This is a genomic window from Streptomyces thermocarboxydovorans (assembly GCF_039524635.1).
GTDB lineage: Bacteria > Actinomycetota > Actinomycetes > Streptomycetales > Streptomycetaceae > Streptomyces > Streptomyces thermocarboxydovorans.
Map to the genome: position 1 here is coordinate 43,219 of NZ_BAAAGU010000007.1, position 21,641 is coordinate 64,859.

Genomic DNA, 21,641 nt, shown 5'->3' on the forward strand with positions numbered 1-21,641 from the left:
GAGAGGTGGCATCTCATATCTGAGATAACCTCAACCCCATGGCAGACGACTACCTCGTACGCATCGGCAAGCTCATCCGCGACGCCCGGCAACACCGGGGCTGGACGCAGGCGCAGCTGGCCGAGGCCCTCGCCACCAGCCAGAGCGCCGTCAACCGCATCGAGCGCGGCAACCAGAACATCAGCCTTGAGATGATCGCCCGCATCGGCGAGGCCCTGGACAGCGAGATCGTGTCCCTGGGTTACGCCGGTCCGATGCATCTGCGCGTGGTCGGCGGCCGCCGGCTCTCCGGCGCCATCGATGTGAAGACGAGCAAGAACGCGTGCGTGGCCCTGCTGTGCGCCTCGCTGCTCAACAGCGGACGCACCGTGCTGCGCCGCGTCGCGCGCATCGAGGAGGTCTACCGCCTCCTGGAGGTGCTGGGCTCCATCGGTGTGCGCGCCCGGTGGATCAACGACGGCACCGACCTGGAGATCGTGCCGCCGGCCGAGCTGGACCTGGACGCCATCGACGCGGACGCCGCCCGCCGCACCCGCTCGATCATCATGTTCCTCGGCCCGCTGCTGCACCGGATGGACCGCTTCAAGCTGCCCTACGCCGGTGGCTGCGACCTCGGCACCCGCACCGTCGAGCCGCACATGATCGCGCTGCGGCGGTTCGGCCTGGAGATCGCCGCCACCGAGGGCCAGTACCACGCGGTGGTGGACCGCTCGGTCAGCCCCGACCGCCCGATCGTGCTGACCGAGCGCGGGGACACGGTCACGGAGAACGCCCTGCTGGCCGCCGCGCGGCACGACGGCATCACCGTCATCCGCAACGCCTCCTCCAACTACATGGTCCAGGACCTGTGCTTCTTCCTGGAGGCGCTGGGCGTGAAGGTCGACGGCATCGGCACCACCACGCTCACCGTGCACGGCGTGCCGGACATCGACGTCGACGTCGACTACTCGCCCTCCGAGGACCCGGTCGAGGCGATGAGTCTGGTCGCCGCCGCCGTGGTGACGGAGTCGGAGCTGACGATCCGCCGGGTGCCGATCGAGTTCCTGGAGATCGAGCTGGCGGTCCTGGAGGAGATGGGCCTCGACCACGACCGCACGCCCGAGTACTTCGCCGACAACGGCCGTACCCGCCTGGTGGACCTGACGGTGCGCCCCTCCAAGCTGGAGGCGCCCATCGACAAGATCCACCCGATGCCGTTCCCCGGCCTGAACATCGACAACGTGCCGTTCTTCGCGGCGATCGCGGCGGTGGCGCAGGGCAAGACGCTGATTCATGACTGGGTCTACGACAACCGCGCCATCTACCTGACCGACCTCAACCGCCTCGGCGGCCGCCTGCAGCTGCTGGACCCGCACCGCGTCCTGGTCGAGGGCCCGACCCGCTGGCGCGCGGCCGAGATGATGTGCCCGCCCGCGCTGCGGCCCGCGGTCGTCGTCCTGCTGGCGATGATGGCGGCGGAGGGCACGTCGGTCCTGCGCAACGTGTATGTCATCAACCGGGGTTACGAGGATCTCGCCGAGCGCCTGAACTCGATCGGCGCGCAGATCGAGATCTTCCGGGACATCTGAGGTCCCCGGTTTTTCACACCGCTCCCTCCTGACCGTGGGCCGTTGCCCGGCGGTCAGGAGGGGGACCGGCGGCTACGCCTCGGTGCTCCCGGCGACGAAATCCACGAAGGGCGCCCAGTGTTCGCGGTTCACCGCGAAGCGCGTACGAGACAGGTCCTTGGAGTCCCGTACGTGAACGGCCTGTTCGGCGATGGCGACCTCTACACAGCTGTCGCCCTGGCTGCCGCTGTAGCTGGACTTGAACCAGGCGAGTTCTGTCGTACCGCTGCTCATAGCTCTCCTCGCAGTCGCTCCAGCAGGTCCCTGGAATCCTTCGGGCTCAGGGCCTGGGAGCGCAGTGTTTCATAGCGCTGGCAGAGCACACTCACCTGTTTTGGGTCCATAATCAAACGTCCGTCGTCGTCCCCGCGCCTGCGGGGGTTGTCCCTCGCGCGGTATGCCTACGGAGTCGAGCGCGCGGTCGTCCCCGCGTCTGCGGGGGTTGTCCCCCCGAGTCCAGTGCCATGTACCTCTCCGGTAAGTCGTCCCCGCGCCTGCGGGGGTTGACCTCCCTACGCCAAGGCCGGGGTTCGCGGCCACCTAGCTAGGTGCCCATGACGTACCCCTGCATTCAGCAGATCCGGGGCAGTTGCTCCCCGAGCGGCATGTCCACGACTCGGGTGCCGCCGAGTCCGGTCCGGGCCACCACCATGCCCGGGTGGTCCGCGACGGCCTCGCCGATGATCGCGGCCTCGGCGCCCAGCGGGTGGGCCCGCATCGCGGCGAGGACCTCGTCGGCGTGCTCCCGGGCCACGAAGGCCACGAGCTTGCCCTCGTTCGCCACGTACATCGGGTCCAGGCCCAGCATGGCGCAGGCTCCGGCGACCGACGGCGGCACGGGGACGGCGCGCTCCTGGACGACGACCCCGCAGCCGGCGGCCGTCGCGATCTCGTTGAGCGAGGCGGCCAGGCCGCCGCGGGTCGGGTCGCGCAGCACATGCAGGTTGGTGGTGGTGACCGACAGCATCGCCTCGACGAGGCCGCCGAGCGCGGCGCAGTCGCTGCGGACGTCGCTCTCGAAGGCCAGGTTCTCCCGCTCGCTGAGGATCGCCACGCCGTGCAGGCCGATGGGGCCGCTGAGCAGGACCACATCGCCCGGCACCACCCGGTCGGGGCGCAGGTCGGCCCCGGCCGGGACCAGGCCGACACCGGCGGTGTTGATGTAGACGCCGTCGCCGTGACCCGCCTCCACCACCTTGGTGTCACCCGTCACCACCCGTACGTCCGCGGCGCGGGCGGCGGCGCCGATCGCCTCGGCGACCTGGGTGACGGTGTCGATGCCGACGCCCTCCTCCAGGATCAGCCCGCAGGACAGGAAGGCCGCGCGGGCGCCGCTCATGGCGAGGTCGTTGACGGTGCCGTTGACCGCCAGGTCACCGATGCTGCCGCCCGGGAAGAACAGCGGGCGGACGACGAAGGAGTCGGTGGAGAAGGCGAGGCGGGCGCCGCCGAGTTCGACCACCGCGGAGTCGGTGAGCGGGGCGGGCTCGGGCCCGGCGAGGGCCGGAAGCAGGATCTGCTCGACGAGTTCGGCGGACATCGCGCCGCCGCCCCCGTGACCCATCACCACCCGAGGCCGGTCACGCAGGGGCGCCGGGCACGTCCACGACAGGGCGTCCACGACAGCGTTCGTGTCAGACAACGGAGCTGCCCTCCAGGTCCGGGGTCGAGGCGGATGTCGAAGCGGAGGTCGAGCCGGCGGTCGAGGCGGCTGCGGCCGGGCGGGCCGGCAGGTCGAGCCGCCGGTACAGGTAATAGGCCGCGCAGGCGCCCTCGCTGGAGACCATGGTGGCGCCGAGCGGGGTCCGCGGCGTGCAGGTCGTGCCGAACGCCTCGCACTCATGGGGCTTGAGCAGGCCCTGCAGCACCTCGCCGCTGCGGCAGGCGGCCGGTTCCCGGGTGGTGATGTCGCCGACGTCGAAGCGGTACTCGGCGTCGTAGTCCCGGTAGCGGGACGACAGCCGCCAGCCGCTGTCGGGGATGACCCCGATGCCGCGCCAGGAGCGGTCGGTGACCTCGAAGACGTCGTCGAGCATGGCCCGCGCGGCCGGGTTGCCCTCGGCCAGCACCGCGCGCGGATAGGCGTTGTCGACGGCGTGCTCGCCCCGCTCCAGCTGCTGCAGGGTGCGCCGGACTCCCTCGAGGATGTCGAGGGGTTCGAAGCCGGTGACGACGATGGGCACCTTGAAGCGTTCGGCGAGCTCCGGGTACTCCTGCGTGCCCATCACGCTGCAGACGTGGCCGGCGGCCAGGAAGCCCTGCACCCGGCAGTCGGGCGAGTGCATGATCGCCTCGATCGCGGGCGGGACCCGGACGTGCGAGACGAGCAGGCTGAAGTTGCGGATGCCGTGCTTGCGGGCCTGATAGACCGTCATGGCGTTGGGTGGTGCGGTCGTCTCGAAGCCGATGCCGAAGAAGACCACCTGGCGGTCCGGGTTCTCCCCGGCGATCCGCAGCGCGTCCAGCGGGGAGTACACCACCCGTACGTCGCCGCCCTCGCCGCGCACCTGGAACAGGTCCCGTCCGGTCCCGGGCACGCGCAGCATGTCACCGAAGGAGCAGAAGATCACGTCGGGCCTGGAGGCGATCTCCAAGGCCTTGTCGATGACCTCCAGCGGTGTCACGCACACCGGGCAGCCGGGACCGTGGATCAACTCGACGCCCTCGGGGAGCAGTTGGTCGATGCCGTGGCGGATGATCGTGTGCGTCTGGCCGCCGCACACCTCCATCAGCGCCCACGGCCTGGTCACCGTGGCTTTGATGTCGTCGAGCAGCCGCTGCGCGAGCTGAGGGTTCTGGAATTCGTCGATGTACTTCACTGCCGCACCTCCCCGGCCAGGTCACTGTCTGCCGATCCGGCCTGCGCGGCCTGTTCCCATGGGTCGCCGAACTCCTCCTCGAGCATGCCGAGGTTCTCGAACAGCTCGAGGGTCCGGCGTGCGGACTCCTCGTCCAGCCGTTGCAGGGCAAAGCCGACGTGGACGATGGCGTACTCCCCGACCTTCAGATCGGGCAGATACTCCAGGCACACGTCCTTGACCACCCCGCCGAAGTCGACGGTGGCCATCCGGGTGCCGTCCCGTTCCTCGACGGCCAGCACTCTGCCGGGTACCGCCAGGCACATGCGTGTCTCCTCACTGCTGGTGCTCAACTGCCGCGCCCGGCGCACCTGTCCGTGCGGCGACGACGAGCTGCCCGAGGGCCAGCCCGCCGTCGTTGGGCGGGATCTCGCGATGGCGCAGCACGGTGAATCCGTCCTCCCGCAGCCCCCGCGCACAGGCCGAGGAGAGCAGCGTGTTGGCGAAGACGCCGCCGGTCAGCGCCACCGTGTGCAGGCCGGACGCCTCGCGGGAGGCGCGGCACACGTCCCGCACCATCCGGGCGACGGCCAGATGGAATCGGGCGGCGATCACGGGAGCCGGCACTCCCTGCCGCACATCCGCCGCGACGGCCGCAAGCAGCGGCGCCGGGTCTGCTGTGAGCGGTGCCCCCTCCGGCGTTGCGTCATCGGCCAGGCCGAAGACGTAGCGCGGGTCCTCGGGCGCGGCACCCGCCGAGACGGCCGCCGCCTCCAGCTCGATCGCGGCCTGTGCCTCGTAGCCGGCGTAGTGGCAGACCCCGGTCAGCGATGCGACGGCGTCGAAGAGCCGGCCCATGCTGGAGGCCGGTACGCAGTTCAGGCCGCGCTCCAACTGCCGGCGCAGGACGTCGAGTTCGGGTGGCGGGCAGGCGGCCGTGCAGGGCAGGTCCGGGTCGGCCGGCAGACCCGCGGCGTGCAGATGGGCCAGCGCCATGCGGTACGGGCGCCGCACGGCGGCGTCCCCGCCGGGCAGCGGAACGTAGGACAGGTGGGCGAACCGGCGGAAGCCCCCGTAGCCGGCGAGCAGGAACTCACCGCCCCAGACGGCCCCGTCGTCGCCGTGCCCGGTGCCGTCGAAGGCGACCCCGATCACCTGGGTGCCCGCCGGTACGCCGTTCTCGGCCAGCGCCGAGGCGATGTGGGCGTGATGGTGCTGCACCCGGGCCACCGTCCGGCCGTCGGCGTGCTGCCGGGCCCAGGCGGCCGAACGGTAGGCAGGGTGTGTGTCGGTGACGAGGAGGCCGGGGCGGACGCCGGTGATCGACTCCAGTTGCCGCTCGGTGCGGCCGAACGCGCGCTGGGTGGCCAGGTCGTCCATGTCGCCGATGTGGGCGGACAGCCAGGCCTTGTCGCCCTGCCCCAGGCAGAGGACGTTCTTCAGGTCGCCGCCGACCGCGAGCGCCGCGTCGACCCGCACGGGCAGCGTGACCGGCAGCGGGGCATAGCCCCGGGAGCGGCGCAGCACGAGTGACTCGCCGTCGCAGACCCGCACCACGGAGTCGTCGCACGGCACATGGATGGGCCGGTCGTGCATCAGCCAGGCGTCGGCGAGGACGGCAAGGCGCTCCAGGGCCTCGTCGTCGTCGGTGACGATGGGCTCTCCGGAGAGATTCCCGCTGGTCATCACCAGCAGGCCCGGCGCCGGGCCGTCGTCGGTGCCCGGACGGGCCTGCGCCAGCAGGAGATGGTGCAGCGGCGTGTACGGCAGCATGATCCCGAGGTCCGGGCTGCCCGGTGCGACCGCGTCGGCGGGCAGGGTGCGTCCGGCCGAGGGCTCGGCGCCACCGCGCCGGCGCAGCAGGACGATGGGACGCACCCGCCCGGTGAGCAACTGCCGTTCCAGCGGGCCCAGGTGGACCAGGTGCTCGATGTCGTGGATGTCCCGGGCCATCAGCGCGAACGGCTTGTCCCCCCGTGCCTTGCGGCGGCGCAGTTCGGCGACTGTGCCGGCCCGGGTCGCGTCGCAGGCGAGGTGGTATCCGCCGAGGCCCTTGACGGCGAGGATCCCTCCCGCCGCGAGCAACGCCCGGGCCGCGGCGAGGGCCGCTTCGCCGTACACCGGGCCCGTACGGCCCTGCGCGGGGACGAACCGCAGCCGCGGACCACAGTGCGGGCAGGCCACGGGCTGTGCGTGGAATCTGCGGTCGGCGGGGTCGTGGTACTCGCGGTCGCAGTCCGGGCAGAGCGGGAACCGCGCCATCGTCGTGTGCGCGCGGTCGTAGGGGAGGCCGGTGACGATGGTGAAGCGCGGACCGCAGTGGGTGCAGGTGATGAACGGGTGGCGGTGACGCCGGTCGTGCGGGTCGGCCAGTTCCCTCAGGCAGGCGTCGCAGGTCGCGGTGTCGGGTGCCACCAGCGTGCGCACGGGCCCGTCCGTGCGGGACGGCACGATGCGGAAGCCGCTCTCCCGGATGGCCGGAAGCTCGGCCGACTCGACCGATTCGACCGAGGCCAGCGGCGGCGCCTCCGGGGCGAGCCGGGAGCGGAAGCGGTCCACCGCGTCCGGCGGGCCCTCGACCTCCACCACGACGCCTTCGCCGGTGTTGGTGACATGCCCCGCGAGCCGCAGCCGGGTGGCGAGCCCGTACACGAACGGCCGGAACCCCACGCCCTGCACCACGCCCCGTACGACGATCCGGGCCCGCCGGACGGTCTGTCCGTCCCGCTCGGGGGCGTCGACGCCCGGGGTGCCGCTCACGCCTCGGTCCGGGCCATCACCGGAGCGTGGACGGCCTGCCCCTCGGCGACGGCGAGGGCCCGGTCGACCAGCACGCCCGCGCCCTCCCCGCTGCGCACGGAGGTGAGCACCACCTCCACGCCCGGGTTGACCCGCTCCACATGGTCGCGGAACGCGGCCTCGTCGAACTCGGCCGGTCCGGCCAGGTCGGACTTGGTGACGACCACCAGGTTGGCCAGGCCGAAGGCGGTGGGGTACTTCAGCGGCTTGTCCTCGCCCTCGGTGACCGAGGCCAGCACCACGCGCAGCGACTCGCCCAGGTCGTAGGAGGCCGGGCAGACCAGATTGCCCACGTTCTCCACGAACAGCAGACGGGTGTCCTCGGGCAGCCAGTCGTGCAGATGGCCGGCGAGCATGTCCGCCTCCAGGTGGCACAGCCCGTCGGTGAGTACCTGCTTGACCGGGACGCCGGAACGGGCGAGGCGGGTGGCGTCGTTCTCCGTGGCGAGGTCGGCGGTGAGGGCCGCGGCGGCGATGCCGCGTTCCCGGGCCAGCAGCAGTTCACGCTCCAGCAGGGCCGTCTTGCCGCTGCCGGGGCTCGACAGGAGGTTGATCACTGTCGTGCCGCGGGCCGTCAGTTCGGTGCGCAGGATGTTCGCGGCCATGGTGTTCTTGGCGAGCACGGCCTGGCGGAGGTCGACTGTGCGGCACATGGTCAGTTCTCCTCGGATCGACCGGCGGGTGTGGGCGGGGGCGCGTCGGCCTCGGTGGTCCACTGCACTTCGGTGATGCGCAGCTCGCGTCCCGACAGCAGCTCGGTCGCGGCCGAGCGGCACTGTGCGCACACCAGGTCGGGCGGCATTCCGGTGTCCCAGGTGCGCCCGCACGGCTCACAGCTCGCCCGGCCCGGCACGGAGCGCATCACCAGCCGGGCGCCCTCCAGAACCGTTCCGGCGCAGGCCAGTTCGAAGCAGAAGGCGAGCGAGTCCGGGACGACTCCGGCCAGTTCGCCGATGTCCACCCCGACCTGCCGCACGCCCTGGGCCGCGTTGGCCCGCGCCGCCTGCTCGACCTGGTCGACCACCGACAGCGCGACGGACATCTCGTGCATCGTCGCTCCGTCCTGGGCCGGGGAAGTCCTTGCTGCCCCGCCCATTAGAGGCGCGGCGGGTACGGAGCACCGACCGGCACGCCGCGCCGGGCCGGCCGGACAACCCGATCGGTGCATGCCCCTGCGCGGACCGCTCTGCGGGGCGGGCGTCACATCCTGCGGTCACATCCTGCGGATGCGCAGATAACGCTGCACGTCGGGCCAGACGGCTGCGACGACCGCCGCGAGCGCGGTGGCCGTGACCATGGCGGCGGCGCCGCCGATGACTCGCTTCTTCATGGTGCTCTCCGTGAAGGGGATGGGAGGGATGGGCGGCTCGTCCGAGCGCGGCTCATGTCACGACGGCCTCGGCGCGGATCAGTTCACCGACCATGCGCACCGCCTCGGGCACTGCCGCGGCCGCCTGGGGGCTGAGGCCGATGCGCTCCTCGACGGAGGCCGGTTCGCAGCCCACCACCAGGGTGCGCCGCGGCGGTTGTGCGCCCGTGCCCGCGCACAGGGCGTCCAGCAGCGCCAGTACGGCGTCCGGGGACATGCGGTGGCCGTCCAGGGCGACACCGTCCGGCTGCTGCCGGGTCCCGGGGTCGGTGGCGTCGATGAGGTACAGCGTGCCCGGCTCGCCGCCCCGTGCCGTGGCGTCGAGGAGGACGAGCGTGTCGTAGCCGTCGAGCAGCTGGTAGGCCAGGTGCACGCCGCGGATGCCGATGTCGGCGACCTCGACGCCCTCCGGGAGGTCCTGCCCGGCCAGGACGCGGGCGGCCTCGACGCCGAAGCCGTCGTCGCCCAGGAAGATGTTGCCCACCCCGGCGACCAGGGTGCGCGCGGGACTGCCGGACCCGTTGCTCACGCGTCCTCCTCGGTGCTCGCGACGACGACTTCGTCGGGCTGGAAGTAGAGGTACCGGCCCTGTTCCCGGCGGATGTCGGCGCCCGGGTCGTCCTCGACGGTGACCGCGATGTGCACCCCGCCGTCGACGTCGTGCAGCACCGCCTCCACCAGGGCCGGCCGGCCGTCGAGGAAGAGGTCCTGGGCGTCGGTGTGCCGCAGCCGTGGCCGCAGCACCACCCGGCTTCCGGCCCGGACCTTCTGTCCGTCGATCAGGACGTGGTCCCTGGCAGGGTCGACGGAGGCGTCCGCGCCCGGGTCCCACCAGGGGGCCTCCGGCCGGGGGAAGCCGGGGCCGGGCGCCGCCGCCGGCCCGCCGGTCGGGTCGGCGCTCTCGCGGAAGACCGGGACTTCCCCGGCTCCGGAGGAGTACGGCGCGGGCGCGCCCGGCGTGGTGATCTCGCGCAGGCCGCGCACCGCGCCGTGCAGGCGTTCCAGCACCTCGGGAGGCATCGAGTCGGCCAGGTCGATCACCGCGGCGGCCCGGGGATCGGTGCCCCTGGCCTCCCGCTTCTCCTCGTCGGTGAGGGCCGCGGTGCGCAGCGCCAGGATCTCGTCGATCTCCGTGGCGTCGTACAGGGCGCCGGGGCTCTCGGGGGCGATGGCCGGGTGGTCCTCGAGGATGATCGGTGAGGAGAGCACCAGGTCGCGGGAGTCCGGCTCCCCGGCCAGCACCGGCCAGGTGTGCAGATTGCGGCAGGCCGCGACCGCGGGCCCGGCCCACTCCGGCGGGTCGGTCAGCGACAGGAAGGCGCCGGTGTCCAGGCACAGCAGGGTGTGTGTGGCGACGAGGGAGCGCAGCAGGGCGGCGTCGCGGTCCTCGCCCTCGGCCGGCAGCCAGGTGCTGGTGTTCTCCACCACGAGGGTCAGGCGCTGCGCGGTGTACGGCCCGTCGAGAGGCTCCGCCGACAGGCGCACGCGGCCGGCGATGTCCTCGCGGTGCCGCACCAGCCGTCCCACGATCCGTCCTTCGGCGTCCTCGACCGGCTCGGTCTCCTCGGCCGCGGGACGGGAGATGGGCAACTCCAGGCCGGGGCCGGTCAGTTCCTCCACCGGGACGGTGAAACGGACCTGCTCCTCGGTGCCCTCGTCCCAGGGCACCAGGACCCGGTCGTCGAGGCGGAGTTCGGGCACGGTCTCGAACCGGCCGTCCGGCAGGGCCCGCTGGACCGTGCGCCGCTGGGCGTGCAGGAAGCGCACCTCGACGGCGAGGGCCGCGCCGCGCCGGGGCTCCATCAGCAGTTCGGTGTGCTGGAAGTCGTGCTCGTCGGCCGCGGTGGTCCACGACGGCGGCACCAGCACCCCGAACTGCCAGCGCAGCCGGTTCTTCGCGGCCGACGCCCGGTACGGGTACAGCACGTATCCCTCGAAGAGCACGGCGTCGGCGACCTGGCGGGCGACGGCCAGGCGGTTCTCGGTCGCCGGGGGGAATGTGGTGATGGGCGTCGTGGTCACGGTGTCCCCTCCCCGGCCGCCGCCAGCAACCGGTTCACGGTCGCCTCCCAGGAGGGCAGCGCCCTCCGGGACCGGTAGGCGAGCAGCGCGTCCATGGTGTCCCGCGGCAGCCGCACCCAGGCCGAGCCCGGGAAGTGCTGCTCGATCATCTCCCGCCAGATCTTCACCGGCATCCGGAAGGTGGCCTCCCGGTCCCAGGGGACCGGTTCGACGTGGAAGCCGCCGGTGCCGGTGAAGGCGGTGCCGGAGAACAGCATCAGCAGGGGTACTTCGCTGTCGTAGAGTGCGTGGAAGTAGCGGGTGGAGGCGATGTCCACGTCGTAGGTGCAGGGCACCGGCAGGTCGACATCCGTCTGGCCGGTGAAGCTCTGCACCATCAGGGGGACTTGGGCGAACTGCACGGGGTTGAGGCTGCTCCCCCACCGGGAGCGTTCGCCGAAGAGGTCTCCCAGGGCCGCCGCCTCGGTGTCGTCGTAGGCGCGCCGGGCGGGTTCGATGCGGATCTGGCAGCGCAGCGCCAGCGCGTGCACCCGGGTGTCCGGGGACGCCGTGACGCGCAGCCGGAACACCAGGGTGGGGCCGGCCGCGTACGGGTCGGCGCGCACGCCGGTGCAGCTGAAGGCGAACTCGGTCACGCGTGACTCCTGCGCGGTTGACGGGCGTCGCGGGCCCGCTCGCGGACATGGGCGAAGAAGGCGGCCAGTTCGGCGTGTGCCTCGGCACCGCCGTCGAAGCCCTGCCAGTGCAGGCGCATGCGGCCCACCAGCTCGTAGCAGATGTCGATCGGCACCAGATGGCACTCCACCCGGCCCTCGTGCTTGCGCAGCAGCAGCGCCTCCACGTCGGCCTCGAGGAGCCGGGCCAGCGGGGAGCCGCTGAGCACCGACTGCCAGGTCTCCGGGTCCAGTTCGCTCTCGGTCGCCCCGGCCGGGCTCGGGTAGAAGGCGACCGTGCGGCCGAGCGCGGAGTTGCGGAACAGGAAGACGACACCCACCGGGATGCCCAGCCGCTCCCAGGTCCCCTCGTCGATGCCGTGCGCCGGGTCGGTCAGACAGCGGCCGGGGACGGTCCGGAAGCGCCCGCCGGCCGCGCCCGGGCGTTCCAGCACCTGGGCGCACGGATCGCAGGCGCAGGCCAGGGACCGCCGCTCGGTGTCGACGAGATGCCGGTGGTGCTCGCCGGGCAGCGGTGTTGCGCACAGCTCGCAGCGCTCCTCGCGGGGACCGCGGGGGGCCAGGAACCGCGCCAGACCGCCCGGCCGTGCGGCACCGGGACCGTGCCGGTCACCCGGGGCGGGGGTCCGGTCGGTGCCGGGGCCATGGGCGCTCCTCTCGGCGCCGGAGCCGTACGCGCTCCGGTCGGTGCCGGGGCCACAGGCACTCTTCTCGGCGCCGGAGGCGTACGCGTTCCTGTCGGTGCCGGAGCCGTGGGCGGGCCGCTCGGCGCCGGGGCCGTACGTGCGCCGCTCGGCGCTGGGTGCGCCGCTCACGAGGCCCGGCCGGCTGGCGGGCGGCCGTTCGTGCTCTGCGCGGCGGGCGGCCCCGACCCGATCTGCAGCAGCACCGGCTCGCGGGCCGCGTCCGCGTCCAGCCGCACCTCGGTGACCTCCGGGGCCAGGCCCGCCAGGGCGTCCCGGGCCGCCTGTTCCACGGCCTCGCGGGTGCTGCCGCAGCCGGCCGATCCGGTGAGCCGCAGCCGCAGGGTGCCCGAGTCCGCGTCGAAGCCGGCGTTCTCCACGGGGTACGGCACGGCGTCCAGCGCCCGGGCGATGCGGGTCTCCACGTCGGCCGGGTGCAGGTCGTGCAGCACCAGCAGGCTCGCCACCAGGTCGTCGTCGAGCAGCGCGGTGAGGGCCTGTTCGCCCGGTGCGCCGGGGTGACGCCCCAGCAGCTCCACGATGCGGGCGAGGCCGGCGCCGTAGAACTGCATGAGCACCCGGACGAGTTCCTCCGCGGCCTCGCACGCGGTGCGGTCGCCGCTCGCGGCGAGGAGGTCGAGGACCTCCTCGACCATGCGCCCGGCCGCCTCGGCGCTCACCGTGCCGCGGTCCGCCGCGCCCTGCGCGCCGCTCATCCGGCCAGGCCGCTCAGGCCGGTGGGGACGTGCATGCTCTTCACCGTCCTGCCTCCGCCCACATACATGTGGACACCGCACGGCAGGCACGGGTCGAAGCTGCGCACGGCCCGCATGATGTCGATGCCCTTGAAGTTCTCCGGCGGGTTCTCCTCGAAGATGGGCGTGTTCTGCACCGCGTCCTCGTAGGGGCCGGGCGTGCCGTAGCTGTCGCGGGTGGAGGCGTTCCACGGGGTCGGCGGGTACGGGTGGTAGTTGGCGATCTTGCCGTCCCGGATGACCAGGTGGTGCGAGAGCACGCCGCGCACCGCCTCGGTGAAGCCGACGCCGATGGACTCGTCGGGGACCTCGAACTTCTCCCAGGTCTGGGTGCGTCCGGCGCGCACCTCCTCCAGGCCCTTCTCCGCGAAGTGCAGGGCGACCGCGGCCGAATACGCCTGGAAGTAGGTGCGGGCGCGGTTGCGCTCCAGGGCGTTGCTCCACTGCGGGATCTTCCACTCGAAGGTGGTCTCCGGCTTGGTCAGGGTGCGCGGCAGGTTGATGACGACGCTGTGCCCGGTCGCCTTGACGTAGCCGATGTCGACCAGCCCCGACAGGGCGGTGGACCACAGCCGGGCGATGGGGCCGCCGCCGGTGTCCAGGGCCAGGTGGTTCTCGCCGTCGAACCACCTGGGCGACATCACCCAGCTGTACTTGTCGTCGAAGTTCCGCTTCTGCGGGGCGGGGAGGGTGTGCTGGTTCCACGGGTGGCGCGGGTCGACCGGGTTGCCGAGCGGGTCCCGGGTGACGAACTGCTCCTGGCCCTCCCAGTCCTCGTAGTAGGAGCTGCCCAGCAGGATGCGGATGCCGAGGTTGATCTCGGTCAGGTCGTTGGTGACCAGTTTGCCGTCCACGATCACGCCCGGGGTGACGAACATGCGCCGGCCCCAGTCGGTCATGTTGGCGTAGGTGAAGTCGCAGTACTCGGGGTCGTTGAGGGCGCCCCAGCAGCCCAGCAGCACCCGGCGGCGGCCGACGTTCTCGTAGCCGGGCAGCGCCTCGTAGAAGAAGTCGAACAGGTCGTCGTGGAGCGGCACGACGCGCTTCATGAACTCGACGTAGCGCATCAGGCGGCTCATGTAGTCCGTGAAGAGCTGCACGGAGGCGACGGTGCCGACGCCGCCCGGGTACAGCGTGGAGGGGTGGACGTGGCGGCCCTCCATCAGGCAGAACATCTCCCGCGTGTACCGGCTGACCTGGAGCGCCTCCCGGTAGAACTCGCCCTCCAGCGGGTTGAGGGAGCGCATGATGTCGGCGATCGTGCGGTAGCCGTGCTCGGCGGCGTGCGGGGCCTCGGTGCGCTCGGCGAGTTCGAGAACGCCCGGGTTGGTCTCGCGGACCATCTTCTCGCAGTAGTCGACCCCGACCAGGTTCTCCTGGAAGATGTTGTGATCGAACATGTACTCGGCGGACTCACCGAGGTTGATGATCCATTCACCGAGGTGCGGGGGCTTCACCCCGTAGGCCATGTTCTGCGTGTACACCGAGCAGGTGGCGTGGTTGTCGCCGCAGATGCCGCAGATGCGGCTGGTGATGAAGTGCGCGTCGCGCGGGTCCTTGCCGCGCATGAAGACGCTGTAGCCGCGGAACACCGACGAGGTGCTGTAGCACTCCGCCACCCGCTTCTGCTTGAAGTCGATCTTCGTGTGGATGCCGAGGCTGCCCACGATCCGGGTGATCGGGTCCCACGCCATCTCCACCAGGCCGGTGCTGTCACCGGTGGTCGTCGTCGCCATCGTGTCTGTGCTGCCCTTCGGTCGGTCGGGGTGTGCGAGCGGGGGGAGTGCCGACGGTGATCGGGTGCGGGGGCCTCACCACGGCGGCCGGTAGCCGGTGGTGATCTTCCGGCCGGTGTGGCGCCACTTGGGTTCCTTGTCCACGGTGTCGGCCGTGATGGAGCGCAGCCGGCGGACCAGCGCACCGTAGGCGCGGCTGCCGGTGCTGGAGAGCTTGGCGCCGGGGGGCTCGTCCATGAACGGCATGAACTTGTCGGGGAAACCGGGCATGGTGCAGGCGATGCAGATGCCGCCCACGTTCGGGCAGCCGCCGATCCCGTTCATCCAGCCGCGCTTGGGCACATTGCACTTCACGACCGGCCCCCAGCAGCCGATCTTCACCAGGCACTGCGGCGAGTCGTACGACAGCGCGAACTGGCCCTGCTCGTAGTAGCCGGCCCGGTCGCAGCCCTCGTGCACGGTCGCCCCGAACAGCCAGGTGGGGCGGAGCTTGTCGTCCAGCGGGATCATCGGCGCCGAGCCGGCGGCCTGGTAGAGCAGGTAGGTGAGGGTCTCGGCGAAGTTGTCGGGCTGGATGGGGCAGCCCGGCACGCAGACGATGGGGATGCCCGCCTTGGACTTCCAGTCCCAGCCCAGGTAGTCGGGCACGCCCATGGCGCCGGTGGGGTTGCCGGCCATGGCGTGGATGCCGCCGTAGGTGGCGCAGGTGCCGATCGCGACGACGGCGAGCGCCTTGGGCGCCAGCCGGTCGATCCACTCGCTGGTGGTGATGGGCTGGCCGGTCTCCGGGTTGTCGCCGAAGCCGCACCAGTAGCCCTCCGGCTTGATGTCCTCGTTGGGGATGGACCCCTCGATCACGAGCACGAAGGGGTCGATCTCGCCGCGCTCGCCCTTGAAGAACCACTCGATGAACGTGTCCGCCCCGCCGACCGGGCCGCACTCGAAGTCGATCAGCGGCCAGTGCACGGCGATCTTCGGCAGCCCGGGCAGCGCGCCCAGGGCAATCTCCTCGATGCTGGGCTGCATGGCGGCCGTCAGGGCGACCGAGTCGCCGTCGCAACTCAGACCGGCGTTGATCCAGAGGATGTGGATCGGCCTGTCGTCCGTGCCGACCGCGCCGGAGGCGTCCGGCGCCTCGCTCGTGGCCGGGGATGCTGCGTTCATCAATGCCTCCCGGGGAGGAATGCGGCAGAGCCGATGCGTCGGCCCCTGGGGTTCCTGCTAAGAGTCGGCCACCTGCTCCGTCTCCGCAGCGGAGCCGATGCGCTCGGACGACGCGGACCGCTCGCGTACGGGCGCGGTCTGCTTGTGTACGAACGCCCGGCGCAGCGCGTGGTACGGCGATCCGGGGTCGAAGAAAATCCTGCGCATGCGGTCGAGTTCTCGCGCGCGGACCGCAGCCAGCGGGGTGAGCGCCTCCCGCAGCTCGCTCTCCGCCTTCTTCTCGGCGAGCCGTGCGGGCGCCCCGGGAGAAGCCGCCCAGAGTTCGGCCAGTCGGGTTACCTCGGCGGTGAAGCGCGCCGGAGCGCACTCGACGAGCCGGTCGGCCAGACCCAGTTCCACGGCCTTGGCGGCGCTGACCGGCAGCGCCTGCGTCATCAGCCGCTCGGCCGCCGTGGGGCCGACCCGGCGGGGCAGGGTGTACGTCCAGTACTCCGAGCCGTACAGGCCCATCAGCCGGTAGTGCGGATTGAGCACGGAACCGGAGCGGCACCACACCTCGTCCGCCGCGAGCGCCAGCATGACCCCGCCGGCGGCCGCGTTGCCGCCGAGCGCGGCGACGACCAGCCGGTCCGCGGTGGTCAGAACGGCCTCGACCAGGTCGTTCATGGCGTTGATGTTGGCCCAGGACTCGGCCGCCGGGTCGGGTGCGGCCTCGATGACGCCCAGGTGGATGCCGTTGGAGAAGAAGTCCCGGGCGCCGCCGAGCACCAGGACCGTGGTGGGCCGCTCCAGCGCGGCCCGGTAGGCCGCCAGCAGGCGCCGGCAGTGGCCGGTGGACATGGCGCCGCCCGGGAACGAGAAGGACAGCACGCCGACCGGCCCGTGCTCCCGGTAGCGGATGTCCGACCAGGTGCCCCCGGTGTCCTCGGTGTCCTCGGTGTCCTCGGCGGATGGCAGCACCGGCAGGGGCGCCTCCGGCAGCCGGGGCAGGCGCCCGGCCAGGGCCAGGGTGGCGGGCAGCTTGCAGGCGCGCGGCTCACCGGGGCGGCTGCGCTCCCGCAGCTCCGGGATCCACACCGCGCCGTCCGTCGTCGCCCGGCACACGGCGCCCGCACGGGTCGCCAGCAGCTCACCGGGGAGGCCGCGCAGCCGGTGCTCGGCGTGGCCGCCGTGCAGGAACCATTCGCCACCGAGCAGCGTGTCCAGCACGCCGGGCTGGGAATCGGCGGCCCGGAGCTTGCGCAGAACCGTCTCCGTGGTGTCCTCGGCCCACGCGATGCGGCGCGTCTCCTGGCGCATCGGGGGCCGGGTGCGGGCCCCGGGAGCGCTCGGCAGGGTGCGCTGGTCGGCGAGGGCGAAGGTGCCGGAGGCGAACCTCTCCACCGCCGTCAGCACGGCGTCGAGGGCCGCGTCCGCCAGCTCATTGCGGTACAGGTCGCTCTTGCCGGCCCCCGGCGGCACGAGGAAGCCGGCCGTTGCCCACACCGGCCCGGCGTCCATCTCCGCCTCGGCCTGCAGCACGGTGACGCCCCACTCGGCTGCGCCCTCCTGCAGCGCCCAGTCGAGGGAGGAGGGGCCGCGGTCGCCCACGGGGCCCGGATGGACGATCAGGCAGGTGTGCCTGGTCCACACGTCACGCGGGACGACCGTCTTCAGCATCGGGGCCAGGAGGAGATCGGGCGCGTGCCGCTCGACGGCGGCGCGCACGTCGTCGCCCGTGGCGGTCACCTCGACGGCGACGGTGTGGGCGCGGTCGCGGAGCTCGGCGTGCACGCGCTGCGTGAGGCTGTTGTAGGCACTGGCGATGAGCAGGATGCGCATGTCGGGTCTTCCGGGTTGCGGCGCGGGCGGCTGGGCCACGGGCTGCGATCGTCCGGCATCCAGGCCCCGGGGCCGCGGCAATGAATCCCGTTCATCACTCGTACGAGGCGCGCTTCCCGCCACATGGAAGGCTGCGGGCGTGTGACGGGGCGGGTGACGAACCCGGGGGCTTCTCGCACGGCGGGCCGGGCGGCTCGCACGGCGGGCCGGGCGGCTCGCACGGCGGATCGGGCTGCTCGCACGGCGGATCGGGCTGCTCGCACGGCGGGCCGGGCGATATGACTGATATGTCCGCTTGCGGGAACCCGGGGTGTCCAGGCGCGCGAGGTGTGCCCTCGATGACACGCAGGACGCGCAGAGCGCGCAGGACACGACAGCGGACAGGCAGGTCGGCACATGGCCAGGAGGCACGAGTCACGACCGTCGGACGATCACGGGCCCAGCCGTCACCAGGGCTCGGAGCACCACGGCTGGTCGCCCGACGTCGACGAGCAGCGACAGCAGGACAACCCCAGCGCCCGCCGCTCCTTCCACCCGGAGGAGCACGCGCCGTCGCGCGGAGCGGGGCGCGAACCGTCGAAGGAGGAACGCACCTCCGTCCCCGGCGACGTGGCGAAGAGCGACACCCGGCGGGGCGAGGAGTACGGCGCCGAGCCGCAGCAGGGCAAGCGGGACACCGAGCGCAGGGGCCCTTCCGGGCGCCCCGCCGGCAGCAAGGACGCCTCGGAGTTCACGGGCGTCGACCCGGAGGACGACTCCTGACCGGGCACCTGCGTCATGCGCTCGCGGCGAGCCGGTGCGCAGGTGTGGAACTGGCGCGCCCGCATCATCCAGTGCGCGGGCTCCCGGAGCAGCAGATCGACCGGCCGGGTGAGCCGGAGCGGCCGGGCACGCCCGCGCGTACGGACGACCAGGCGCGTCGCGTCGGGTGGCTCCGGCCGCAGCTGGAAGCCCCAGATTCCCGCTCCCCGCGCCGGCGGCAGGGGCTCGGTGTGCGGATCGTCATCGCGGCCGGCTGGAACAAGACGGACATCGGCCAGGACGGGTCCGTGACCTCGCCGCACGCTCCTCGCCAGGGTGACCGGACGCTCCTCGCCATGGTGACCGGAGGTGGACCGTTCATGATCACTGGGCCAGGGAGCGGATCACCCGGCGGCACGGGCACAGGCGTCCGTGAGCAGCCCGGAGCGGCCCTGAGGCCGCCGCCGGGCCCCGCCCATGACCCGCAATGACCATCCGACGACGGCAGCAGCACCGGCCTGATATGCGGGTGCGCATACTGTGAGAGCGGGCCTGCTACCAGTCCGTCAGGTCGACGAGCAGATCGCAGTGCGGGTCGTCACCGGCGGGCTGCTGGTACTGCTCTTCCGTGATCAGGCTGGGAAGAGCGGCGATCAGCGCCGTGGGTGCGTTGGTCAGCCGGATGTCGACGCCGATGATGCCGGGCTGATCGGGCCGCTGCACATACAGGCGCAGCACTGCATGACCACACATCAGAAAACCGACCAGGAAAGGGTTTTCCTCGTCGCCGGGGTCGGACAGCGCCCGCACGACAGTGAGCACCTGACCCTCTTCGGGTTCGGGGTCCGGGGTGATCTCCTCGGGCCGGAGGCGGACGACGGTCATCCCCATGGCCTCGCTGATGTCGCTGCTGCTGTAGAGCTGCGTGCCTTTCAGCACGGTGCGCAGGATTCCGGGGATGTAGTAGGGGGCTACAACGTCGTGAGGGATCTCGTACAGGAACGTGGCGCCGTCCTCGTCGTCCCCGGCATGGACGGCGATGCGTACGGCGCCCGGGGCGGGCAGGACACCACGCAGGTGCCAGTCCTCGGCGAGGGGCGCGTTGAGGTAGTGGATCAGCAGACGGCTGACAGCCGCCTGCTGATCCCGGTCTTCGGGATCCGTCACTTGTTCATCCATCCGGGACACTTGTTGTGCGGCTGGTTGCGGCAGAAGGCGTTGATGACACCTATCTTCTGCCCCTTACCGGCGTCGTACCTTCTGTCCTTCGTCTTGCGCGTGTACTGCACGATCACAGTGAATTTGACCTGTGCGGGCTTGCCGCCGGTCTTGATGGCAACGCCGTCGTACTCCCGGCATCAGTCGACGTGCACCGGACTCGCTTGTCGAACGGGTCCGGCATCGCCGGATTCGGCTTGGCCTGCGCGGGGGAAGCGCCGGACAGGAGAAAAGCAGCGCAAAGGACAGCGGCCGGTAATGCGATGATCTTCCTCATGCGGCGATCTTGACATGCACAACAACGGACATGCACCGCAGTTTTGGGACACATCCGGGCGGACATCTCAGCCGCAGCCACTCCGCGACCCGCGGTAACCCTGTCCACCTCGCGGCAGCGGGCGGCCACCGCCCCGGGCCCCTGCACGGAACAGCACCCACTCGTCCGGAACCAACCGCTCCACCAGAGCAGTCATGCACGGCCCGCGAGCGATCACGCCGAACGAAACGACGTCTTCATGCGCGCAGGGTGCCCGGCGCGAGGGCCGCTCGGCCCGGCGCGAGAGCCGCTCGGCCTGGGGCGAGGGGGCCGACCGGGGGGCGGATCGGGAAGCCGGCCGGCGCGGACCGGCGAGCCGGCCGGCGTGTGCCGGGGAGCCGACCGGCGTGTGCCGGGGAGCCGACCGGCGTGTGCCGGGGAGCCGACCGGCGTGTGCCGGGGAGCCGACCGGTGCGTGTCGGACCGCTCGGAGCCGCGTCGCGGTCCGGACACTGCGTTGAGAAGCCCGCCGCTTCTCTCCCGTGGCACGCGGACGCCACGGGGCGTTCCGCGACCGGAAAGGATCCGCTCATGCGCTACGCCGTCCTCGGCACCGGCATCGTAGGCCGGACCATCGCCGCCAGACTCGCCGCGCTCGGCCACCAGGCCCTGATCGGCACCCGTGACGTGCAGGCGACCCTCGCCCGCACCGAGCCCGACCCCATGGGCAACCCGCCCTTCGCCGAATGGCACACGGCTCACCCCGAGGTGCGGCCCGCGCCCTATGCCGAGGCCGCCTCGCAGGCGCAGGCCGTGGTCAACGCGACCTCGGGCGGCGCCAGTCTCGCGGCCCTGACCGCCGCGGGCGCGGACAACCTCGCGGGCAAGGTGCTGATCGACATCGCCAACCCGCTGGACGCCTCCGCCGGAATGCCGCCGGTGCTGAACCCGGTCAACACCGACAGCCTCGCCGAGCAGATCCAGCGGGCCTTCCCCGAGGCGAAGGTCGTCAAGACCCTCAACACCATGAACTGCCGGATCATGGTCGATCCCTCCCGTGTGCCGGGCGAGCACAACGCGTTCGTCTCGGGCGACGACGCCGCCGCCAAGGAGCAGGTGACCGAGCTGCTGATCTCCTTCGGCTGGCCACGGTCCGCCGTGCTGGACCTCGGCGACATCACCACCGCCCGCGGTGCCGAGATGCTGCTGCCGATGTGGCTGCGCCTGTTCGGAGCGTTCGGCCACCCGGACTTCAACTTCCACATCGCCCGCGCCTGACCGCCGGTCACCGCAGGGTCTGACCACCGGTCACCGCAGGGTCTGACCGCCGGTCACCGCAGGGTGAACCAGGTGCGCTTCCCCTCGTCGGTGGGGCGGGCGCCCCAGCTGTCCGCGAGCATGCGGACCAGATTGAGGCCGCGGCCGGACTCCTCGTCCTCCTCGGCACGACGGGGTTCCGGCAGATGACAACTGCCGTCGCTCACCTCGACCGTGAGTTCCGCGGCGGTGCGGCACACATGCAGGGTGATGGGCCCGCGGCCGTGCTGCACCGCATTGGTGAGCAGCTCGGACACGAGGAGCCGTGCGTCGTCGGTCTTCTCCTGGCAGCCCCATGCGGCGAGGGTCTTGGCGAGGAAGGAACGCCCCTCGTGCACGGACTCGGGGCGGGCGGGCAGGGCCGTCGTGGCGGAGGCGAGGGGCGCCGCGGGCAGCTGGACCAGCAGGAGGGTGACGTCGTCGTCGTGCCCCTCGGCGTCCGGGCGCAGCGTGGACAGGATGCGGTCGGCCGCCGTGTCCAGGCTCGGTGTGCGGGTGGTGAGCAGCGAGCCGCAGGTGGACGTCAGCTGGCGGATCCGGTCCTCGATGTCGCAGTCGGGGGTCTCTATCAGGCCGTCGGTGTACAGCACCAGGGTCGCGCCGGGCGGGACCGGGGACGTGGACTGCTCGTACAGGACGTCGCCGACGCCGAGGGGTGCGTTCACCGAGGCGGGCAGCGGG

The 21,641-nt window shown here is 72.0% G+C and carries 21 protein-coding genes and 1 pseudogene; 3 read left to right on the top strand and 19 right to left on the bottom strand.

The genetic code is table 11. The features are described 5' to 3' along the window. Nucleotides 1-38 precede the first annotated feature (38 nt). Nucleotides 39-1,568, top strand: coding sequence for a UDP-N-acetylglucosamine 1-carboxyvinyltransferase (locus ABD198_RS04625; RefSeq protein WP_343998040.1), 1,530 nt, complete (start codon nucleotides 39-41; stop codon nucleotides 1,566-1,568). A gap of 72 nt (nucleotides 1,569-1,640) precedes the next feature. Here ABD198_RS04625 and ABD198_RS04630 read toward each other — a convergent pair whose 3' ends face one another. The 17 genes and pseudogenes from ABD198_RS04630 to ABD198_RS04705 form a co-directional block, all read right to left on the bottom strand. Next, the gene (locus ABD198_RS04630; RefSeq protein WP_343998042.1) at nucleotides 1,641-1,841 is read right to left on the bottom strand and encodes a DUF397 domain-containing protein; all 201 of its coding nucleotides are present in this window, start codon (nucleotides 1,839-1,841) and stop codon (nucleotides 1,641-1,643) included. After that, nucleotides 1,838-1,975, bottom strand: a pseudogene (locus tag ABD198_RS04635) (Scr1 family TA system antitoxin-like transcriptional regulator); the annotation flags it as partial. The gene ABD198_RS04630 and the pseudogene ABD198_RS04635, both read right to left, overlap by 4 nt. 203 nt (nucleotides 1,976-2,178) lie before the next feature. Then, nucleotides 2,179-3,171 (bottom strand): hydrogenase expression/formation protein HypE, encoded by a 993-nt coding sequence (gene hypE, locus ABD198_RS04640; RefSeq protein WP_343998115.1) that lies wholly within the window; start codon nucleotides 3,169-3,171, stop codon nucleotides 2,179-2,181. A gap of 70 nt (nucleotides 3,172-3,241) precedes the next feature. Beyond that, nucleotides 3,242-4,426, bottom strand: a complete 1,185-nt coding sequence (gene hypD / locus ABD198_RS04645) for a hydrogenase formation protein HypD (RefSeq protein WP_343998043.1) — start codon at nucleotides 4,424-4,426, stop codon at nucleotides 3,242-3,244. Then, nucleotides 4,423-4,731, bottom strand: a complete 309-nt coding sequence (locus ABD198_RS04650) for a HypC/HybG/HupF family hydrogenase formation chaperone (protein ID WP_343998044.1) — start codon at nucleotides 4,729-4,731, stop codon at nucleotides 4,423-4,425. Before ABD198_RS04650 ends, hypD begins: the two co-directional genes overlap by 4 nt. Nucleotides 4,732-4,741: 10 nt before the next feature. After that, entirely contained in the window at nucleotides 4,742-7,165 is a 2,424-nt protein-coding gene (hypF, locus tag ABD198_RS04655) for a carbamoyltransferase HypF (protein WP_343998045.1), read from the bottom strand. Then, nucleotides 7,162-7,857: a hydrogenase nickel incorporation protein HypB gene (gene hypB / locus ABD198_RS04660; protein ID WP_343998046.1), complete on the bottom strand. Its 696-nt coding sequence runs from the start codon at nucleotides 7,855-7,857 to the stop codon at nucleotides 7,162-7,164. The genes hypF and hypB overlap by 4 nt, the downstream gene beginning before the upstream one ends. A gap of 2 nt (nucleotides 7,858-7,859) precedes the next feature. Then, nucleotides 7,860-8,255, bottom strand: coding sequence for a hydrogenase maturation nickel metallochaperone HypA (gene hypA / locus ABD198_RS04665; RefSeq protein WP_343998047.1), 396 nt, complete (start codon nucleotides 8,253-8,255; stop codon nucleotides 7,860-7,862). A gap of 162 nt (nucleotides 8,256-8,417) precedes the next feature. Then, complete coding sequence (locus tag ABD198_RS30660) at nucleotides 8,418-8,534, bottom strand: DUF6893 family small protein (protein WP_425580415.1); 117 nt, start codon at nucleotides 8,532-8,534, stop codon at nucleotides 8,418-8,420. A gap of 52 nt (nucleotides 8,535-8,586) precedes the next feature. Further along, entirely contained in the window at nucleotides 8,587-9,102 is a 516-nt protein-coding gene (locus tag ABD198_RS04670; protein WP_343998048.1) for a hydrogenase maturation protease, read from the bottom strand. Beyond that, entirely contained in the window at nucleotides 9,099-10,595 is a 1,497-nt protein-coding gene (locus ABD198_RS04675) for a hypothetical protein (RefSeq protein ID WP_343998049.1), read from the bottom strand. The genes ABD198_RS04670 and ABD198_RS04675 overlap by 4 nt, the downstream gene beginning before the upstream one ends. Continuing rightward, a complete protein-coding gene (locus ABD198_RS04680; RefSeq protein ID WP_343998050.1) occupies nucleotides 10,592-11,230 on the bottom strand; it encodes a DUF6084 family protein in 639 nt (212 codons plus the stop codon). Before ABD198_RS04680 ends, ABD198_RS04675 begins: the two co-directional genes overlap by 4 nt. Beyond that, on the bottom strand, nucleotides 11,227-11,832 hold the full coding sequence (locus ABD198_RS04685; protein ID WP_343998116.1) for a DUF5947 family protein: 606 nt from the start codon (nucleotides 11,830-11,832) through the stop codon (nucleotides 11,227-11,229). Before ABD198_RS04685 ends, ABD198_RS04680 begins: the two co-directional genes overlap by 4 nt. 248 nt (nucleotides 11,833-12,080) lie before the next feature. Next, complete coding sequence (locus ABD198_RS04690) at nucleotides 12,081-12,668, bottom strand: hypothetical protein (protein WP_343998051.1); 588 nt, start codon at nucleotides 12,666-12,668, stop codon at nucleotides 12,081-12,083. After that, nucleotides 12,665-14,443 carry a nickel-dependent hydrogenase large subunit gene (locus ABD198_RS04695; RefSeq protein ID WP_343998052.1) on the bottom strand — a complete coding sequence of 593 codons (1,779 nt, stop codon included), beginning with the start codon at nucleotides 14,441-14,443 and terminating at the stop codon, nucleotides 12,665-12,667. Before ABD198_RS04695 ends, ABD198_RS04690 begins: the two co-directional genes overlap by 4 nt. A 75-nt stretch (nucleotides 14,444-14,518) precedes the next feature. Then, nucleotides 14,519-15,607 (bottom strand): NADH-quinone oxidoreductase subunit B family protein, encoded by a 1,089-nt coding sequence (locus tag ABD198_RS04700; protein WP_343998053.1) that lies wholly within the window; start codon nucleotides 15,605-15,607, stop codon nucleotides 14,519-14,521. Between the two features lie 57 nt (nucleotides 15,608-15,664). Next, complete coding sequence (locus tag ABD198_RS04705; RefSeq protein ID WP_343998054.1) at nucleotides 15,665-17,428, bottom strand: hydrogenase maturation protein; 1,764 nt, start codon at nucleotides 17,426-17,428, stop codon at nucleotides 15,665-15,667. A gap of 396 nt (nucleotides 17,429-17,824) precedes the next feature. Here ABD198_RS04705 and ABD198_RS04710 point away from each other — a divergent pair, with 396 nt between their 5' ends. Then, on the top strand, nucleotides 17,825-18,190 hold the full coding sequence (locus ABD198_RS04710; RefSeq protein ID WP_343998055.1) for a hypothetical protein: 366 nt from the start codon (nucleotides 17,825-17,827) through the stop codon (nucleotides 18,188-18,190). A gap of 534 nt (nucleotides 18,191-18,724) precedes the next feature. Here ABD198_RS04710 and ABD198_RS04715 read toward each other — a convergent pair. Beyond that, entirely contained in the window at nucleotides 18,725-19,336 is a 612-nt protein-coding gene (locus ABD198_RS04715; RefSeq protein WP_343998057.1) for a hypothetical protein, read from the bottom strand. A gap of 898 nt (nucleotides 19,337-20,234) precedes the next feature. Between ABD198_RS04715 and ABD198_RS04720 the strand changes: the two genes are divergently transcribed. Next, nucleotides 20,235-20,921, top strand: a complete 687-nt coding sequence (locus ABD198_RS04720) for an NADPH-dependent F420 reductase (RefSeq protein ID WP_343998058.1) — start codon at nucleotides 20,235-20,237, stop codon at nucleotides 20,919-20,921. A 53-nt stretch (nucleotides 20,922-20,974) separates the two neighbouring features. Here the strand turns inward: ABD198_RS04720 and ABD198_RS04725 are convergent, their stop codons facing one another. After that, nucleotides 20,975-21,625 (bottom strand): ATP-binding protein, encoded by a 651-nt coding sequence (locus ABD198_RS04725; RefSeq protein WP_343998060.1) that lies wholly within the window; start codon nucleotides 21,623-21,625, stop codon nucleotides 20,975-20,977. Between the last annotated feature and the right edge of the window lie 16 nt (nucleotides 21,626-21,641).

Bases quoted from the DNA above. Each gene is read 5' to 3' on its own strand.
- ABD198_RS04625 (WP_343998040.1), top strand. From the start codon at position 39: ATGGCAGACGACTACCTCGTACGCATCGGCAAGCTCATCCGCGACGCC.
- ABD198_RS04630 (WP_343998042.1), bottom strand. From the start codon at position 1,841: ATGAGCAGCGGTACGACAGAACTCGCCTGGTTCAAGTCCAGCTACAGC.
- hypE (WP_343998115.1), bottom strand. From the start codon at position 3,171: ATGGGTCACGGGGGCGGCGGCGCGATGTCCGCCGAACTCGTCGAGCAG.
- ABD198_RS04650 (WP_343998044.1), bottom strand. From the start codon at position 4,731: ATGTGCCTGGCGGTACCCGGCAGAGTGCTGGCCGTCGAGGAACGGGAC.
- hypB (WP_343998046.1), bottom strand. From the start codon at position 7,857: ATGTGCCGCACAGTCGACCTCCGCCAGGCCGTGCTCGCCAAGAACACC.
- hypA (WP_343998047.1), bottom strand. From the start codon at position 8,255: ATGCACGAGATGTCCGTCGCGCTGTCGGTGGTCGACCAGGTCGAGCAG.
- ABD198_RS30660 (WP_425580415.1), bottom strand. From the start codon at position 8,534: ATGAAGAAGCGAGTCATCGGCGGCGCCGCCGCCATGGTCACGGCCACC.
- ABD198_RS04690 (WP_343998051.1), bottom strand. From the start codon at position 12,668: ATGAGCGGCGCGCAGGGCGCGGCGGACCGCGGCACGGTGAGCGCCGAG.
- ABD198_RS04695 (WP_343998052.1), bottom strand. From the start codon at position 14,443: ATGGCGACGACGACCACCGGTGACAGCACCGGCCTGGTGGAGATGGCG.
- ABD198_RS04700 (WP_343998053.1), bottom strand. From the start codon at position 15,607: ATGAACGCAGCATCCCCGGCCACGAGCGAGGCGCCGGACGCCTCCGGC.
- ABD198_RS04705 (WP_343998054.1), bottom strand. From the start codon at position 17,428: ATGCGCATCCTGCTCATCGCCAGTGCCTACAACAGCCTCACGCAGCGC.
- ABD198_RS04710 (WP_343998055.1), top strand. From the start codon at position 17,825: ATGGCCAGGAGGCACGAGTCACGACCGTCGGACGATCACGGGCCCAGC.
- ABD198_RS04720 (WP_343998058.1), top strand. From the start codon at position 20,235: ATGCGCTACGCCGTCCTCGGCACCGGCATCGTAGGCCGGACCATCGCC.